Origin of the sequence: Gordonia rubripertincta (assembly GCF_038024875.1) — a bacterium.
In the GTDB taxonomy this organism is placed as follows: domain Bacteria; phylum Actinomycetota; class Actinomycetes; order Mycobacteriales; family Mycobacteriaceae; genus Gordonia; species Gordonia rubripertincta.
This window is the reverse complement of the sequence record NZ_CP136136.1, coordinates 1,431,659-1,447,438: the sequence shown is the minus strand read 5'-3', so window position 1 is coordinate 1,447,438 and position 15,780 is coordinate 1,431,659. Positions and strand designations below refer to the sequence as shown.

The window sequence follows — 15,780 nt, the reverse complement described above, 5'->3', positions numbered from 1 at the left end:
AGGAACGACGCCATGCCGACCAATGCGGTACTCGACTTCATCCTCGGTCTGCTCCGCGACGAGGAAGCATTCAACAGCTACTGCGGTAATCCCCAAGCGGCGATCGACCGCGCCGGGCTCACCGGGATCACACCCGCCCACATCTCGGCGGCAGCCCCACTCGTCGCCAACTCCGGACTGGCCGCCGGCGGCGCTGCCGGTGGTGGCCTCGGCGCCCTCGTCGGCGGCGGTTCGGTCGGCGGGGCCGTCGGAGGAGCAGTCGGAGGGGCCGTCGGAGGCGGCGCGAGCGCCGGTGGCGGAATCGGATTCGGGCTCGGGGGACTGGGCCTCGGTGACATCAATCTCGGCGGGGGCGGCATCGGCCTCGGTGGCGTGAACTTCGGCGGCGTGAACCTCGGCGGGATCGGCCTGAGCGACTTCGACTTCGGCGGACTCCTCGGCGGTATCGGGCTCGGGGGCGTCGACCTGTCCGGCCTCTCCCTCGCCGACCTGGACCTCGGCGGTATCGCCTTCGGTGACCTGGACCTGGCCGGTCAGCTGGCCGTCGCCCTCGGCGCGGCCCTGTCCGCCGGGCTGGGCGCCGGAGGTGCCGTGGCCGCACAGTTCGGCGCCACCCTGGGCGCCGCCCTGGACACCGTGGTCGCCGGCGGCCTCGAACTGAGTGCGGGTGCCGGACCGGTGATCGCCGGTGCGCTGGCCGGCGCGATCGACGCCGAAGGTGCACTGATCGGTCAGCTCGGCGCATCACTCGACGCCCTCCTCGCCGCGGGCGCCGGACTCGGAGGCGGGCTCGCCGCCCAGTTGTCGTCGGCGCTCGGTGCGGGCGGCGAACTCGCCGGCGAGTTCGGCGCGACCCTCGGCGGACTGCTCGGCGCCACCCTCGGTGCCGGCGGTGCGCTCGGCGCCGATCTCGCCACCGCGCTCGCCGCCGGACTCGGTGCGGGCGGCGCCATCTCCGCGGTCCTCTCCGGCGCGCTCGGCCTCGGTGCCGAGCTGTCGGCCGACCTCACCGCCGCCCTCACCTCGACGCTCGGCGTCGCCGGTGACCTGTCCGCGACACTGTCCGGACTACTCGACGCGCAGGCCGTCGCCGACCTGTCCGGTGAGCTCGGTGCGACCCTGACCGGTGCCCTCGGCTCGACCCTGGCGGCGGGCGGTTCGGCCGCCGCGTCGGTCGGCACCGCTCTGGGCGTTGCTCTGACCTCCACCGCTGCCGCGGCCGGCGGATTGGCACTGACCGGCGCGGCGGGTGCGAACGCGGTTCTCGGCGGTGCGCTGACCGCCGCTCTCGGAGTGGGCGGAGGTGCCCAGGCGGGTCTCGCGGCGACCCTGGAATCGGTGCTGGCCGCCGGTGGTCTCGTCGACCTCGACGCGGTCCTCACCGCAGGTGGCGACCTGGGTGCGACCTTCGCGGGCGCGCTCGCCGCAGGTCTCGAAGCCGGCGGCGACGCCGCGGGTGCCCTGGGCGCCGCACTCGGCGGCACCCTGGCCGCCGCGCTGGACGGCGGCCTCGCGGCCGATCTGACCGCCGGACTCGGTGGTGCACTCGAGACCGGACTGGGTCTCGGGACAGGACTGGGCGCCGGTCTCGGCAGCGTCTTCGAGGGCTCCGTCGGGGGCGCCCTCGAAGGCGGGCTGAACGTGGTCGGCGGTCTGGGTGGCGAGTTGGGTGGCGCACTCGGCGGGCTGCTGTCGGCCGGTGTCGGTCTGGACACCGCGCTGAGCACCGTGCTCAGCGGCGTCCTGGGAGCAGCTGCCGGTGCCGATCTCGGGGCCGCGCTGGGCGGGGCCCTCGAACTCGGCGGCGTGCTCGGCACCGACCTGACCGGCCTCCTCGACGCAGGCCTCACCACCGACCTGGCCGCCCAGTTGGGGGCCGCGCTCGGCGGCGGCGGCGACCTCGCTGCGCAACTCGGTGCCGCGCTCGGCGGTGTACTCGGTGCGACCGCGGGTGTCGACGGCATTCTCGACGCCGCGGCGGGTGCCGGCCTCGGTGTCGGCGAGCTACTGGCCGGTGACCTCGGTGGGGCGCTCGGCGTCGACGGCGCCCTCATCACCCAACTCGGTGGAGCACTGGACGCCGCACTCGGGGCGGGCGCCGATCTGGGCCTGGTCACCGAGACCGCCGGCGACCTCACCGACACGCTGGGGACGGTCCTCGGAGCCGGCGGCGATGTGGGAGCCGACCTCGGCGCCTCACTCGGTGCCGTTCTCGGTACCGCGCTGACCGGCGACCTCGGCGGCGACCTCGCCGGACGGCTGGCCGGCGGAGCGGACCTGGGGGGTGCCCTCACCGGCACGCTGAGCAATGCGCTCGATGTCGATCTGGCGGCCACGAACGGTCTGGTCACGACCCTGGAGTCGACATTGCAGGGCGGTCTCAACGGGGCGTTGACGGGTGAGCTCGGTGCGGTGCTCAACCCGAGTCTCGTGATCTCGCCGGAGGACGGCATCAACATCGGCGGCCCGATCCTGACCGGCGACCTCACCGGCGGTGCCGTCGGTGACCTGACCGGAGGCCTGGAGACGGGGCTCGGCGGCGGACTCGCCGGACTCGGGACGACGCTGGAGTCGGGGCTCGGTTCGACCCTCGGCGGCGATCTGGGCCTCGGCGGCGATCTGGGCCTCGGCGGTGGTCTGGGCCTCGACAGCTCGCTCCCCGCGGATGTCACCGGCGACCTGACGACCGCCGTCTCCGGTGCGGCCGACGGCGCGGCGACCGTCGGCGGTGACGCGACCGCGGCGGTCGGGTCGAGCCTGGGCGGCACCCTCGGCGCGACGACCGATGCGATCGGCAACCTGGGCGCCGACCTGCCGGGCGACCTCTCCGGCAGCCTGACCGGTGGACTCACCGGCGGCGGCGAGGCCGGTGGCGGCGAGGCCGGTGGCGGCGTCGACCTCGGCGGTGTCGGCAGCGGCGATGTGGACCTCGGCGGCACCACCTCCACCGACGCCGGACTCGGTGGCGCCGTCGACTCGACGGTCGATGGTGCGGTCGACACGACGAGCGGCCTCACCGGAGATCTCACCGGAGGGCTGACGGGTGGTTTGACCGGAGGTCTCACCGGTGGGCTGGGAGCCGACTCGGGTGCCGATACCGCCGCATCCGGAGACGTCGACGCCGGACCCGACGCCGGCTGACCCCGGACCCGACGGCTTCGCCCCGGCATCGCCCGACGCCAGTTGATCACTGGACGCGGACGGTGCCGGGGCCGACCTCGTCTCCGCGGTGCGCACCGGACACCCTCCCCAATGCCGACCGCGTGCGCCGACTCAGAACTACCGTGAGGACACCATGACAAGTTCCCCCGCCGAGATCCCGCCCGCCAGACGAACGGACGAGGTCGCGCATGTCCCTGCGGCCGGCACCCAGGCAACACCGTCGACCATCGGCGATCTGCTGGCCACCATGTCGGAGGTGGCCCGCGAGGTCGGGCGAACCGACCTCGTCACCCGCCTCGACGGCGCCCGGACCCGCATCTCCGACCCTCGCCTGCGAATTGTCGTGGTGGGACAGCTCAAACAGGGCAAGAGCCAATTCGTCAACGCCCTGCTGAACCTCGACGTGTGCTCGGTGGGAGACGACGAGACGACCGCGGTGCCGACCGTGATCTCGCACGCGCCCCAGCCGACCGCCCACCTCGTCGTCGACGGTCCGGCCGCCGACAATCGCATCCCGGTCCCGATGGACGCGATCGGTGCCGTCACCCCCGACTCGCCTCTCGCCGGTGGCCGCGAGGTGCTGCGGTTGGAGATCGGTGCGCCGGGTCCGCTGCTGGCGGACGGGCTCGTCCTCGTCGACACCCCCGGTGTCGGTGGTCACGGACACCCCTACGCCGCAGCCACACTGGGCATGGTCGCGGCCGCCGACGCAGTGCTGGTGCTGTCGGACGCCAGCCAGGAGTTCACGGCGCCGGAGATGTCCTTCCTCCAGCAGGTGATCGGGCTCTGCCCGACCGTCGCCTGTCTGCTCACGAAGACCGACCTGTATCCGCACTGGCGGGCCGTCGCCGACGCCGATCGCTCGCATCTCCAGGCCGCCGGGATGGACATTCCCCTGCTTCCGGTGTCGTCGGTGCTGCGTTCGCACGCGCTGCGCCTGGGCGACGAACAACTGAACGCCGAAGCCGGATTCCTCCACCTCTACCGGTACCTTCGCGATCACGTGGTGGCGTCCGCTCAGCAGGCGACCCGCGGGGCGGTCGCCACCGACCTCCGGGTGGTCAGTGAGCATCTCGCCCTCACCCTCGGCAGCGAGCTGGCAGCGCTCCGCGATCCGGACACCGCGACCAAAGCCGTCCGGGCGCTGCACGAGGCCAAGGCCGACGCCGAGGCGATGCGCCGCCAATCCGCGCAGTGGCAACAGACTCTGGCCGACGGGGTCGCCGACCTCGCCGCCGACATCGACCACGATCTCCGCGATCGGCTCCGCGCGGTCACCCGCGAGGCCGAACGCGCCATCGACGAGGGCGATCCGGGCGTCGACTGGGAGCAACTCGCCGAGTGGCTGACCGAGCAGACGGCGACGGTCATCGGCGACAACTTCGTCTGGGCTCACGAGCGGTCGGTCTGGCTGGCCGAGCGGGTCGCCGACCATTTCGCGGCCGCCGGCCAGACGTCCCTCCCCGACTTCGATGCCGCCGATCTGACCGGTGTGCTCGACTCGGTGGCCGAACTCGCCGAGCTCGACAGCGGCAAGGTCGGTGTCACACAGAAACTGCTGATCGGCATGCGGGGGTCCTACGGCGGCGTGCTGATGTTCGGGCTCATCTCGACGATGGTCGGCATGGCCCTGATCAACCCGGTGTCGGTAGGTGCCGGACTCCTGTTGGGCACCAAGGCATACCGCGACGACAAGCAGGCGAAGATACTCGAACGCCGAGCCAAGGCGAAGGTGGCGGTACGGGCGTTCACCGACGATGTCAGCTTCCAGGTGGGCAAGGAATCGCGGGACCGGTTGCGGGTGATCCAGCGCGTGCTGCGCGACCACTTCAGCTCGGTCGCCGAGCAGACCGCTCGCTCCATCTCCGAATCCCTGAGTGCCGCACAGTCGGCGGCCACCTCAACCGAGTCCGAACGGACCCGGCGGGCCGCCGAGCTCGAGTCCCGGCTGGCTGCGGTTGCCGCCCTGCGCAAGGCCGCCGATCATTTCGACCCCGCTCCCCTCGACCCGGCTCACACCGAACCGGCGCCAGCGAAGGTCGGTCGTCACGCGGCCGGACAGTCCCGCTGATGGCCGGGATCGATCGTGCACGTTTGCTACTCGACGCCACGCGTGGCGTCCTGGCCGACGATCCGCGTGCGCAGGGCGAACTCGATCTCTGTGAGCACCGGATGTATCAACCGGTGCGGGTCGCGCTGGCTGGGTCCTTGAAGGCCGGCAAGTCGACCCTGCTCAATGCGCTTGTCGGACAGGACATCGCCCCGACCGATGCTACCGAGTGCACCCGGGTCGTGACCTGGTACCGCAGCGGCCGGTCGCCGTCGGTGACCGCACACGTCGACGACGGTCGCGCGGTCCCGATCCCGGTGACCCGGGTCGACGGACGCCTGGGCTTCGACTTCGGGCACCTCACCGCTGATCGCGTGGACCATCTCGACGTCGAATGGCCTTCCCGCGCACTGCAATCCACCACGATCGTGGACACACCGGGCACCGCGTCGCTGTCGACGGAACTGTCCGACTCCACAATTCGCCTCCTCGCACCCCGGGCCGACGAGCACCGGGGTCAATCGGGGGTCGACGCGGTCGTCTACCTGCTTCGGTCTCTCACCGCCACGGACACGGCCATGCTGCGACGCATCGGCACCGCGATCGGCGGTTCGTCGGGCCCGCTGGGGGTGATCGGCGTCGTGTCGCGTGCCGACGAGCTGGGCGCCGGCCGGATGGACGCGATGATCTCCGCCCAACAGATCGCCGGGCGCTTCGCCGGTGAACTCGAGCGGACCGGACTCTGCCAGGCGGTGGTCCCCGTCGCGGGGCTGCTCGCCCTGGCGGCCCGCACGCTGCGCGAGGTCGAGTTCCGCGCGCTGGCACAGCTGGCCTCGACGCCGGGACCGGAGATCGAGTCGGCGTTGCTGACGGTGGATCGTTTCGCGCGGCCCGACATCTTGCCCCACATCCCCGCCGCCCTCCGACGCTCACTCGCCGAGCGGTTCGGCGTCTTCGGCATCCGACTGGCGGTCACGCTCGTCCGTTTCGGCGCGACGTCGTCGACCGCGCTGGCCGCGGAACTCCTCGAACGCAGCGGTCTGCCGGAGTTGAGTGCCATCATCGACACCCAGTTCGCCCAGCGTGCCGACGAACTCAAATCCCATTCGGCACTGGTCACCCTCGATCACCTGCTGGCGGCGTGCGCGTCGACGCGGGCGGCGGAGCTACGGGCCTCGGTCCGACGAGAGCTCGCCGACGTGCACGGTTTCCGCGAACTGCGTGTCCTCACCACCATCCGCGGCGGTGGTCTCGACCTGCCCCCGGATCAGATCGCCGACCTCTCCCGCCTGATCGGCGGCTCGGGAATCGATCCTGCGACACGTCTGGGTCTCCCCGCCGAGACCGATGCGCCGACTGTTCGTTCGACGGCGATCGAGGCCGCTCGCACCTGGCGGTCTCTCGCCGACCACCCACTGATCGCACCGGACGTCGCGTCGGCCTGCCAGGTGGCCGTCCGCAGCGCAGAGGGCATCGTCGCACGACTGGACGAGCCACAGGAAGTTGCCGGCACGACGGGTTTCAGCGCAGGGTTGCACTCACCGCGCGGGTGAAGGTGACTCCGGTGGCGATCAGCGCAATCGCCGCCGCGGCCACCGGCAACCACAGCACCGGCGCGGGCAGGCCGGCGTCGGCGAGCCCGGGCGTCGACGGATCGACGGTGAGGCGGAATCCCACCGCGCCCACGGTCGCGACCAGGGCACCGACCGTCAGCATCATGCGCCCTGCGCGACGGCCGGCCCACAGACGGACCGCTCCCGCCACGCCCAGCACCACGACCACGAGTGCGAGACCTGCACCGAAGAGCAGGGAGATGTCCACGGCGCGTCCGGCGTCGGTGCCGCTGTCGGGGTGTTCGCGGATCAGGTCGGCGGCCAGGACCGAGCGGAGGTCGTCGAGCGACGCCACGATCAGCAGGACCGTCACCAGGGTCAGCGCGACGGTGACGATCCACCCCAGGACGACCCAGCGGATGGGGCCGGCGCGTTCGGTGGTTCGCTGGGGCCGCATGGGGGTGACGGCGACGCGGGGTCGCGGTGGTGGGGCATCGCCGGGCATCGACATCCTTCGATCGTATGCGCTCGAAATGGTCTGCCCGGCAAACCGAGAATGCGTCGTGAGTATCGGTTTCCGATACTCACGACGCATTCTGTGGACTGGCCGGTCAGGGTCCGGCGGTTGCGCCCGTCAAGGGTGGCGACGCGGCGAGCAGTTGGTTCTCCTGCTCGGTGAAGGCCCGCGCCCGGGAGAGGAAACGCACGCCTTCGGGCGCTTCCAGACTGAACCCGGCACCGCGCCCCTTCACGACGTCGAGGATGAGTTGTGTGTGTTTCCACAGCTCGAACTGGTCACCGTTGATCCAGACCCGCACTGCCGGAATGGGTTCGGGGAGTTCGATCTCGCCGACCAGCACGTCGCGCTGGCCGACCCGGTACTCCCCCACCGGATAACACATCGGGGCCGAGCCGTCACAGCATCCACCGGACTGGTGGATCATGAGTCCGCCGTGCAACTCCGACAACTTGGTCAGGAGCTGCACGGCGGCGTCTGTGGCGACCACCCGATCAGGAGCAATCTGTTCGGTGGTCATTCTCAATCACCTTCTGTGGGTTGGTGAGTGGCTCAGAAGAAGCCCTTCGCGTTCTGAGCGTAACCGACCAGGAGGTTCTTGGTCTGCTGGTAGTGCTCGAGCATCATCAGGTGGTTCTCGCGACCGATGCCGGACTGCTTGTAGCCGCCGAAGGCGGCGTGTGCCGGGTAGTCGTGGTAGGTGTTGGTCCACACACGACCGGCCTGGATCTCGCGGCCCGCACGGTAGGCGGTCGCACCGTCGCGGCTCCACACGCCGGCACCGAGGCCGTACAGGGTGTCGTTGGCGATGTGCATGGCGTCGGAGAAGTCCTTGAAGGTGGTGACCGCGAGGACCGGGCCGAAGATCTCCTCCTGGAAGATGCGCATCTTGTTGTTGCCCTGGAACACGGTCGGCTTGATGTAGAAGCCGCCGGACAGGTCGCCGCCGAGATCCGCGACCTCGCCGCCGGTGAGCACCTGAGCGCCCTCGTCGCGGCCGATGGCCAGGTACGACGAGATCTTCTCGAACTGGTCGTTCGACGCCTGCGCACCCATCATGGTGTCGGTGTCGAGCGGGTTACCCTGCTTGATCTTCGAGACGCGATCGACGGCCTTGGCGATGAACTCGTCGTAGATGTCCTGCTGGATCAGCGCGCGGCTCGGGCAGGTGCACACCTCACCCTGGTTGAGGGCGAACATCGAGAAGCCCTCCAGCGCACGGTCGAGGAAGCCGTCGTCGGAGGCCATGACGTCGTTGAAGAAGATGTTGGGGCTCTTGCCACCGAGCTCGAGCGTGACCGGGATCAGGTTCTCCGACGCGTACTGCATGATCAGGCGGCCGGTGGTGGTCTCGCCGGTGAACGCGATCTTGCGGATGCGGTTGCTCGAGGCGAGGGGCTTGCCGGCCTCGACGCCGAAACCGTTGACCACGTTGAGAACACCGGCGGGCAGCAGGTCGCTGATGAGGCTCACCAGGTAGAGGATCGACGCCGGGGTCTGCTCGGCGGGCTTGAGCACCACCGCGTTGCCGGCGGCGAGAGCCGGGGCCAGCTTCCAGACGGCCATGAGGATCGGGAAGTTCCACGGGATGATCTGGCCGACCACGCCGAGCGGCTCGTGGAAGTGGTACGCCACGGTGTCTTCGTCGATCTCGGAGATCCCGCCCTGCTGGGCACGCAGCGCACCGGCGAAGTAGCGGAAGTGGTCGATGGCGAGCGGGATGTCGGCGGCGAGCGTCTCGCGGACGGCCTTGCCGTTGTCCCAGGTCTCGGCGACCGCGAGCTTCTCGAGGTTCTCCTCCATGCGATCGGCGATGCGCAGCAGTGCGAGGGAGCGCTCGGCGGCGGAGGTCTTGCCCCACGCCGGGGCGGCCTTGTGGGCGGCGTCGAGGGCGAGGTCGATGTCCTCGGCCGTCGAACGGGCGACCTCACAGAACGTTTTGCCGTCCACCGGCGACGGGTTCTCGAAGTACTGACCCTTCACCGGCGGGGTCCACTGGCCACCGATCCAGTTGTCGTAGCGCGACTCGTAGCTCATCACCGAGCCATCGGCACCGGGCTTTGCGAAGACGGTCATGGTCACTCCTTGCGTGTCGGCCTCTTCTCGAGGGCGCTGGACTCTGTCACGTGGAACACCCCTGGATGTCCATGTGATCTGTTCCACACACTAGGTGCGGGTTCGTTGCACGAGGGTTGCAACCTTCGCAACGTGTCCGGACCAGGTCAGATGACCTCCACCGGCGGCTCAGCGATTCCCGCCGGCGGAGCTCCGTCGAAGCCTCATACTCCGTAGCGCTTGTCGAGCAACCTGATACGCCCACCGACGACGGCCCGGTCGGGGTGCCCGACCGGCAGCCGGTGTTCGAGGCGACGCCAGGCGCCGAGGTCGTCGCGCCCGTGGACCGACGACGTCCACTTGCGCAGCGCGGCGACGTCGCCGGCCGCGATGAGCCGTGAACGCAGGTCCTCGCGCAGTTCCTCGAAGATCTCGACGATGCCCGGCGCCGTCGACTCGACCAGCAGCCCACCGCGACCGAGGTCGTCGACCACCGACGCCAGGTCGGTTCCGCTCACGATGCGGTCCCGGATGTCCCCGATGTCGGAGGAGATGTCGAGGGTGAGGCGATAGGGACGGCTCGCCACCAGGTCGGCACCCAGATCGCGTCGGAGTCGGGAGATCTCGGCCCGCACGCTCACCGGATCGAGCCCCTCCTCGGCGAGCTTCAGGGCGAGCTGCTCGGTGTTGAGTCCCTCCGGAAAGGCTTGCAGGAGAACGAGAATCTCCGCGTGGCGCCGCGACACGGTGCGCGCCCCGGTCGCGTCGGCGGTGCGACGCCAGCGATGCGGGCCGTCGCCGAGGACGGTGAGGTGGGCGGCGCTCGACCGCACGACGCCGGTGCGGAAGGTGGACGGGTCGGCGAGGTCCACGGCGCTCGACTGCAGTTCCCGCTCCACCGCGGCGACCACCGATCGGACCGCCGCGAGCGCGAACGGCGCCGCGACCTCGCGTCCGCCGGTCACGTCGATCACGCCGATGACGTGCCCGGTGAACGGGTCGTGCACCGGCGCCGCGGCACAACTCCACTCCTGGACCGGTCCGGCGAAATGTTCGGGACCGACGATCTGGACGCCGCGGTCGACGGCCAGGGCTAGACCGGGCGCGTTGGTCCCGACGGCTTCCTCGCTCCAGACCGAGCCCTCGACGAAGTTGATGTTGCCGGCCTTGTCCCGGGCCGCCGAGTCGCCTTCCACCCACAGCAGCCGGCCGACCTGGTCGGTGAGGGCGACGACGACCCCGGTGTCGGCGATCGCGTCGACCATCAGCGACTGGACCAGTGGGCGGACCGCGGTGATCGGGTGGGCTGCCCGGTACTCGGCGAACTCGTCGGCGGTCATGGTCGACACCGCTTCGCCGGTGGGCAACCCGTCGTGGGGGCTGACGTCGCTGGGGTCGATGCCGCGGCTCAGCGACCGCGCCCAGGAGTCACGGACGATGGAGCGGACCGCGTCCGTCGGGGGCGTGACACCGGATAGGAAATCCTCATACGCACGGCGGATGCGTGTACCCACCGCAGCCGCGTCTGTCATGCGCCCTCCGTCACTCGCCATATGCCGACGATTCTGCCTGGCAAGGTGTGATCCCGGCAACAATCCGGGTTCACCAGCGTGCAGGGACTACTCGCCCTGGTCAAGCGAACCGCGCGGAGAACTCCCGCGGGGTCATCCCGGTGACGGCCTTGAAGTCCCGGACGAAGTGGGCTTCGTCGGCATAGGAGAGTTCGGCGGCCAGGTAGGCCAGGGTCTCGTCGGGTTCGCGCAACCGTTCGGCCGCCTCCTGGAGACGTCGGCGTTGGATCAGCCACTTGGGGGTGAGGCCGAGGCGTCGGCGGGTGAGGCGTTGCAGGCTGCGCTCGGTGACATGGAATCGCTCGCAGATCTGTGCGACCGAGACGACCGTCGAATCGCTCTCGACCCAGTCGACGATCGCGTTGACCAACCGGCCCTCGTCATCCATGGGCCGGCCGTCCGTCGGGAGATACCGTCGCAGCCAGTTCTCGACGGTGTCGGTCGCGGCACGCTGGGTGTCCTCGTCGTCCGGTGCACGTTCCATCACCGAACGCACCGACCGGGCGACGTCCGCGCCGGACTCGCCGAAGACCACCGACAGTTCGTCGAACCGGTCGGTCCACTGCGCGACGTCTCCGACGAGCAGACCCCCGGCCCCCGGGGTGAACATCACGCCGACCGCCCATCCGTCACCGGTGAGGACCGTCTCCGACAAGCCGGTGACCACTCCGTAGAAGCGGGCGTAGGTGTTGCTGATGACGAGCAGGCACACCGGGTACTGCAACACTCGCTGCGGGGCCTCGGCCCCGGGCGGGACCGACCAGACCGGGACCCAGAAGCGGCGCATCATCTCGTCGAGATCCGGGCTGGGACCCCATCGGCCGATGCGGTAGCTCGCGTCCGACGGATCGACGAGGTGCGCGCGCTCGACGTCGTCGAGTCGCGTGGATCCCGTCTTGTCGGGTTTCATCAATCACCGTCCCCTGCAGTGGCGCTTGACTGTCATCATGACCACCACCGCTGACAATGCACCACTGCTCGACCGCTACAACTCCTACGCCGACGGATTCGGCGACGTCCTCGCGACCGTGCCCGCCGAGGCCTGGTCCAGCCCCTCGCCGTGTGACGGCTGGACGGCCCGCGGCGTCGTGGCGCACGTCGTCGACACCCAGCGGGACTTCTTCGCCGGGCACGGCGTCGATCTCGGTCCCGCCCCTTCCCTCGAAGATCCCGCGTCGGGCTGGCGGACCCATCGTGAGGCCGTCGCCGCGCGCCTCGCCGACCCGTCCGTCGCCGACCACGCCTTCGACGGCCACTTCGGGCCGACGACCATCGGCGAAACCCTGCTCCGTTTCTACGGTTTCGACATGATCGCCCATCGCTGGGACATCGCCACGGCCGCCGGACTCGACCATCGGTTCACCGACGACCAGCTCGCCGAGATGGAGGCCGCCGCCGACGGTTTCGGGGATGCCCTCTACTCCGAGGGGGTCTGTGAGCGCGTCGACGTCCCGGCCGGCGCCGACCGTCAGACCGCGCTGCTCGCCCGGCTGGGAAGGCGTGCCGCCTAGGGAATCCAGCCGTTGCGCCGGGGGTGACGCACCCGCAGATAGCTGTACACGTAGGTGCTCACCAGCAATGCGGCGCCGGCGCCGATCGCCGGCCACAGGAAGGCATTGTCGAGGGAGTCGCGGACGGCCGCGACGGCCCAGCCGATCACGAACAGGACGAAGGCGATCGTCGCCAGGATCCGGATCACGAGGACGAGGGTGGCGACCAACGCCCACATCGCTTCCCGCGTCCGGGCCGACTGTCCCACCATGAGCACCAATCGTAGTGGGAACGGTCCGCACACCACGAAGTCAGTGCTGGTCACGCTTTCGTCCCCACCGGGCTCCGACACGTGGACAATGGACGGATGAAGACCCTCCTCAACGTGATCTGGCTGCTGCTGTGCGGACTGTGGATGGCGATCGGTTACGTGGTCGCCGGCATCATCTGTTGCATCCTGATCATCACCATCCCGTTCGGCATCGCGTCGTTCCGGATGGCCAATTACGCTCTGTGGCCGTTCGGGCGCACCGTCGTCCGCAAGCCGACCGCCGGGGCGGCGTCGATGATCGGCAACGTCATCTGGCTCATCGTTGCCGGCGTGTGGCTGGCGATCGGCCACATCGCCACCGGCCTCGCCCTCTGCATCACCATCATCGGCATCCCACTGGGTATCGCGAGCTTCAAGATGGTGCCGGTCTCGCTGCTGCCGCTCGGCGCCGAGATCGTCCCCACCGGCCAGCCGATGCCCGGCGGCGCCCCCGCACGCATCTGAGTCGTCCGACCCATCCGATTCCCCTGTCGAGTCCGAAGAAGGGGCATGAGCCTCACGCCCGGACCCCTCCGAGCGTCGGGGCTCTGCGTCCGCAGCTGCGGGCGGACATCTGTGCGCATCGGAAGGACAGCAGCAGAAGGTGAACGCGGTACGACGCCGAGGGAAGGAGGTGTGCGATGACTGATCATCTCGATCCCGAATCGGCAGAATTGCTCGAACTCGCGCCGGTGGTCGGGCTGAACGCACTGACCTCCGACGAGCTGCGCGACGTCGAGGCACGGGTGGCCGCCGCTCCCGCGGATTTCCGCGAGCTGTTCGGCAAGCAGGTCCGGGCCACACGGGAGGCGATGGCCGCGGTGAGCGCCGCCACCGCGACGCCACCACCGCCGTCGCTGCGTGAGCGGGTGCTCGCCGCCGCGCGCGCCGAGGCGGGGCTCGACGAGCCGCCGGTGGGGGACGTCGCGACTGCCACGTCGGCGCCGGAGGTGCCGCCGATGCCGTCCATCGAGGGGCTCGAGGTCGAGGCTCCCGCACCCCGGCCGGCGGAGGCCGTCGAACCGCCCGCGGACCTCGACGCCCGTCGACCCCGTCGCTCGCGTCGATTCACCTATCTGACCGCGGCGGCCGTGGTCGCCATCGCGGCCGGAGCGCTCGGCTGGGCGATCGGACTGTCGAACACGGAGGAACCGGCCGCTCCCGCACCCGTCGCCGCACCGGCCGAGCAGGTGTTCTCCGCCGCGGACCTGCGCTCTATGAGCGCCCCGGTCGCCACCGGGAGTGCCACCGTCTACGTCGCCGAGTCCACTGATACCGCTGTGCTGGTGATGAATTCGGTGCCGCCGCCCCAACCTGGCACCGTGTACCAGATGTGGCTCGTCGGCCCCGGGGGCACTCGCTCGGCCGGGACCATGACCGACGAGGACGTCGAACCGGTCACCACCGCCGTCCTGTCCGGGATCAACACGGCCGACGCCCTGGCGTTCACCGTCGAACCGCCCGGCGGCTCGCCGCAACCGACCAGTTCACCGGTCGCGCAGCTGTCGTTGAGCTGACCGCTATTTGAGGAGCGCCCGGATGGCGTCGATGCTGTCGGCGAGGTCGGGGGTCTTGTCGGGCCGGTATCGAACCACCCGCGCGAACCGGAGTGCGACGCCTCCCGGATAGCGCGAGCTGCGTTGCGCCCCATCGAGTTCGATCTCGACGACGATCTCCGGCCGGAGGTAGACCGTGTGGGCGTCCCGGTGGGTCTCGTGCTTCGGGAACTCCTCGGTCTGCCACCGGAGGATCTCGTCGGTGAGGCCCTTGAAGGTCTTGCCCACCATGACGAGCTCGCCGGTCGCGGAGTCGCGGGCGCCCAGGTGCAGGTTGGAAAGCCAGCCGGTCCGGCGGCCCGAACCCCACTCGGCACCGAGCACGACGAGATCGAAGGTGTGCGTGGGTTTGACCTTCTGCCAGGCCTTTCCGCGTCTGCCGGCGACGTAGAGCCCGTCGAGGGACTTGACCATCACACCCTCGTGACCGTCGGCCATGGCGGCGTCGAAGTGCCGTCTGGCCTCCTCTGCGGTCGGACGGATCACCGCAGGTATCCGGAGTTGCGGTGCGATCGAGTCGATGGCGGCGAGACGCTCGGACAGCGGACGGTCGATGAGGTCGACGCCGTCGAGGTGCAGACAGTCGAAGAAGAACGGCTTGAGCAGGCGCTCCGGTTCGCCGGCGGCAGTCGGACCGGAACCGAAGCGGCTCATCGTGTCCTGGAACGACCGCGGACGTCCGTCATCGCTGAGCATGAGGGTCTCACCGTCGAGGATGACCGACTCGCACGGCAGTCCGGCGATCACCTCGACGAGGTCGGGAACGTTGTCCGTGACGTCGCGGAGCGTGCGGGTGTACACCGAGACGTCAGTACCCTTGCGGTGCACCTGGATTCGCGCACCGTCGAGTTTGTAGTCGACGACGAGGTCGGGGCCCAGGAGTTCCAGGGCGGCGTCGAGATCGTCGGCGGGTGTGGCGAGCATCGGTTCGACGCCGCGCCCCACCTCGAGACCCACACCGGCGAGCGCCTCGGCGCCGAACCGCGCGAGGGCAGCGGTCTCCGGAAGCGATCCGGTGAGCATGTGCGCGCGACGCACCGCGGTGAGTGGTTCACCGGTGACCGCGGCGATCGCGTCGGTCATCACCCCTGCCAGCGCGCCCTGCCGCAGTTCCCCGGTCAGCAACGCGATCAGGAACTTCTGCTCGGGTTCGGTGGCGGCGCCGAACATCGCGGTGAGGATCTCGGCGCGGCGGGTCGTCGAGCCGGGTCCGCTCGCGGCGGCGAGTTCGCCGAAGGCGGCGTCGACCTCGGCGACTTCGAGCGACGGTTCGTCGGCCGGTTCGGACACCAGCTTCGACAGGGATCGCCAGCCGACACCCAGCCTGCCCTGCGGGATCTCACCGGACAGCCAGGCGACGACGATGGGCAGCTCGGCGTCGGTAGCGGTGGCCAGAAGGCCGGCGAGCACCTCGGTCTTGCGGGTGCGGGAACGGTCGCGTGCGACGTCCGAGGACGTCTGCACCACGTCGACCAGTCTCATCCCTCCGAAGGTACCCGCCGGGTCCGACAGGAC

General features: G+C 70.2%; 13 protein-coding genes. 6 read left to right on the top strand and 7 right to left on the bottom strand.

The features are described 5' to 3' along the window. Nucleotides 1-12: 12 nt before the first annotated feature. The 3 genes from RVF83_RS06530 to RVF83_RS06520 all read left to right on the top strand — a co-directional run bounded on the left by RVF83_RS06530 (nt 13) and on the right by RVF83_RS06520 (nt 6,765). Nucleotides 13-3,141, top strand: coding sequence for an IniB N-terminal domain-containing protein (locus RVF83_RS06530; protein WP_005200759.1), 3,129 nt, complete (start codon nt 13-15; stop codon nt 3,139-3,141). A 154-nt stretch (nt 3,142-3,295) separates the two neighbouring features. Then, complete coding sequence (locus tag RVF83_RS06525; protein WP_005200757.1) at nt 3,296-5,233, top strand: dynamin family protein; 1,938 nt, start codon at nt 3,296-3,298, stop codon at nt 5,231-5,233. Beyond that, nucleotides 5,233-6,765: a dynamin family protein gene (locus RVF83_RS06520; RefSeq protein ID WP_005200756.1), complete on the top strand. Its 1,533-nt coding sequence runs from the start codon at nt 5,233-5,235 to the stop codon at nt 6,763-6,765. The genes RVF83_RS06525 and RVF83_RS06520 overlap by 1 nt, the downstream gene beginning before the upstream one ends. On the opposite strand, the gene RVF83_RS06515 is transcribed toward RVF83_RS06520, so the two are convergent. The 5 genes from RVF83_RS06515 to RVF83_RS06495 all read right to left on the bottom strand — a co-directional run bounded on the left by RVF83_RS06515 (nt 6,734) and on the right by RVF83_RS06495 (nt 11,818). Next, a complete protein-coding gene (locus RVF83_RS06515; RefSeq protein WP_039881158.1) occupies nt 6,734-7,276 on the bottom strand; it encodes a hypothetical protein in 543 nt (180 codons plus the stop codon). The genes RVF83_RS06520 and RVF83_RS06515 overlap by 32 nt on opposite strands. 100 nt (nt 7,277-7,376) lie before the next feature. Then, nucleotides 7,377-7,802, bottom strand: a complete 426-nt coding sequence (locus RVF83_RS06510; RefSeq protein ID WP_005200753.1) for a DUF779 domain-containing protein — start codon at nt 7,800-7,802, stop codon at nt 7,377-7,379. A gap of 32 nt (nt 7,803-7,834) precedes the next feature. After that, complete coding sequence (locus tag RVF83_RS06505) at nt 7,835-9,358, bottom strand: aldehyde dehydrogenase family protein (RefSeq protein ID WP_005200751.1); 1,524 nt, start codon at nt 9,356-9,358, stop codon at nt 7,835-7,837. Nucleotides 9,359-9,561: 203 nt separating this feature from the next. Next, on the bottom strand, nt 9,562-10,869 hold the full coding sequence (locus tag RVF83_RS06500) for a GAF domain-containing protein (protein ID WP_005200749.1): 1,308 nt from the start codon (nt 10,867-10,869) through the stop codon (nt 9,562-9,564). A gap of 100 nt (nt 10,870-10,969) precedes the next feature. Then, on the bottom strand, nt 10,970-11,818 hold the full coding sequence (locus RVF83_RS06495) for a helix-turn-helix domain-containing protein (protein WP_005200747.1): 849 nt from the start codon (nt 11,816-11,818) through the stop codon (nt 10,970-10,972). Between the two features lie 37 nt (nt 11,819-11,855). On the opposite strand from RVF83_RS06495, the gene RVF83_RS06490 reads away from it, so the two are divergent. Further along, entirely contained in the window at nt 11,856-12,419 is a 564-nt protein-coding gene (locus RVF83_RS06490) for a maleylpyruvate isomerase family mycothiol-dependent enzyme (protein WP_005200745.1), read from the top strand. Here the strand turns inward: RVF83_RS06490 and RVF83_RS06485 are convergent. After that, nucleotides 12,416-12,670, bottom strand: a complete 255-nt coding sequence (locus RVF83_RS06485; RefSeq protein ID WP_039881169.1) for a hypothetical protein — start codon at nt 12,668-12,670, stop codon at nt 12,416-12,418. The two genes, RVF83_RS06490 and RVF83_RS06485, sit on opposite strands and share 4 nt — an antisense overlap. 96 nt (nt 12,671-12,766) lie before the next feature. Here RVF83_RS06485 and RVF83_RS06480 point away from each other — a divergent pair, with 96 nt between their 5' ends. Further along, nucleotides 12,767-13,174, top strand: coding sequence for a YccF domain-containing protein (locus RVF83_RS06480; RefSeq protein ID WP_005200741.1), 408 nt, complete (start codon nt 12,767-12,769; stop codon nt 13,172-13,174). A 176-nt stretch (nt 13,175-13,350) separates the two neighbouring features. Then, nucleotides 13,351-14,226, top strand: coding sequence for an anti-sigma factor (locus tag RVF83_RS06475; RefSeq protein WP_005200740.1), 876 nt, complete (start codon nt 13,351-13,353; stop codon nt 14,224-14,226). A gap of 3 nt (nt 14,227-14,229) precedes the next feature. On the opposite strand, the gene RVF83_RS06470 is transcribed toward RVF83_RS06475, so the two are convergent. Further along, nucleotides 14,230-15,747, bottom strand: coding sequence for an ATP-dependent DNA ligase (locus RVF83_RS06470; RefSeq protein ID WP_005200737.1), 1,518 nt, complete (start codon nt 15,745-15,747; stop codon nt 14,230-14,232). Nucleotides 15,748-15,780 lie beyond the last annotated feature (33 nt).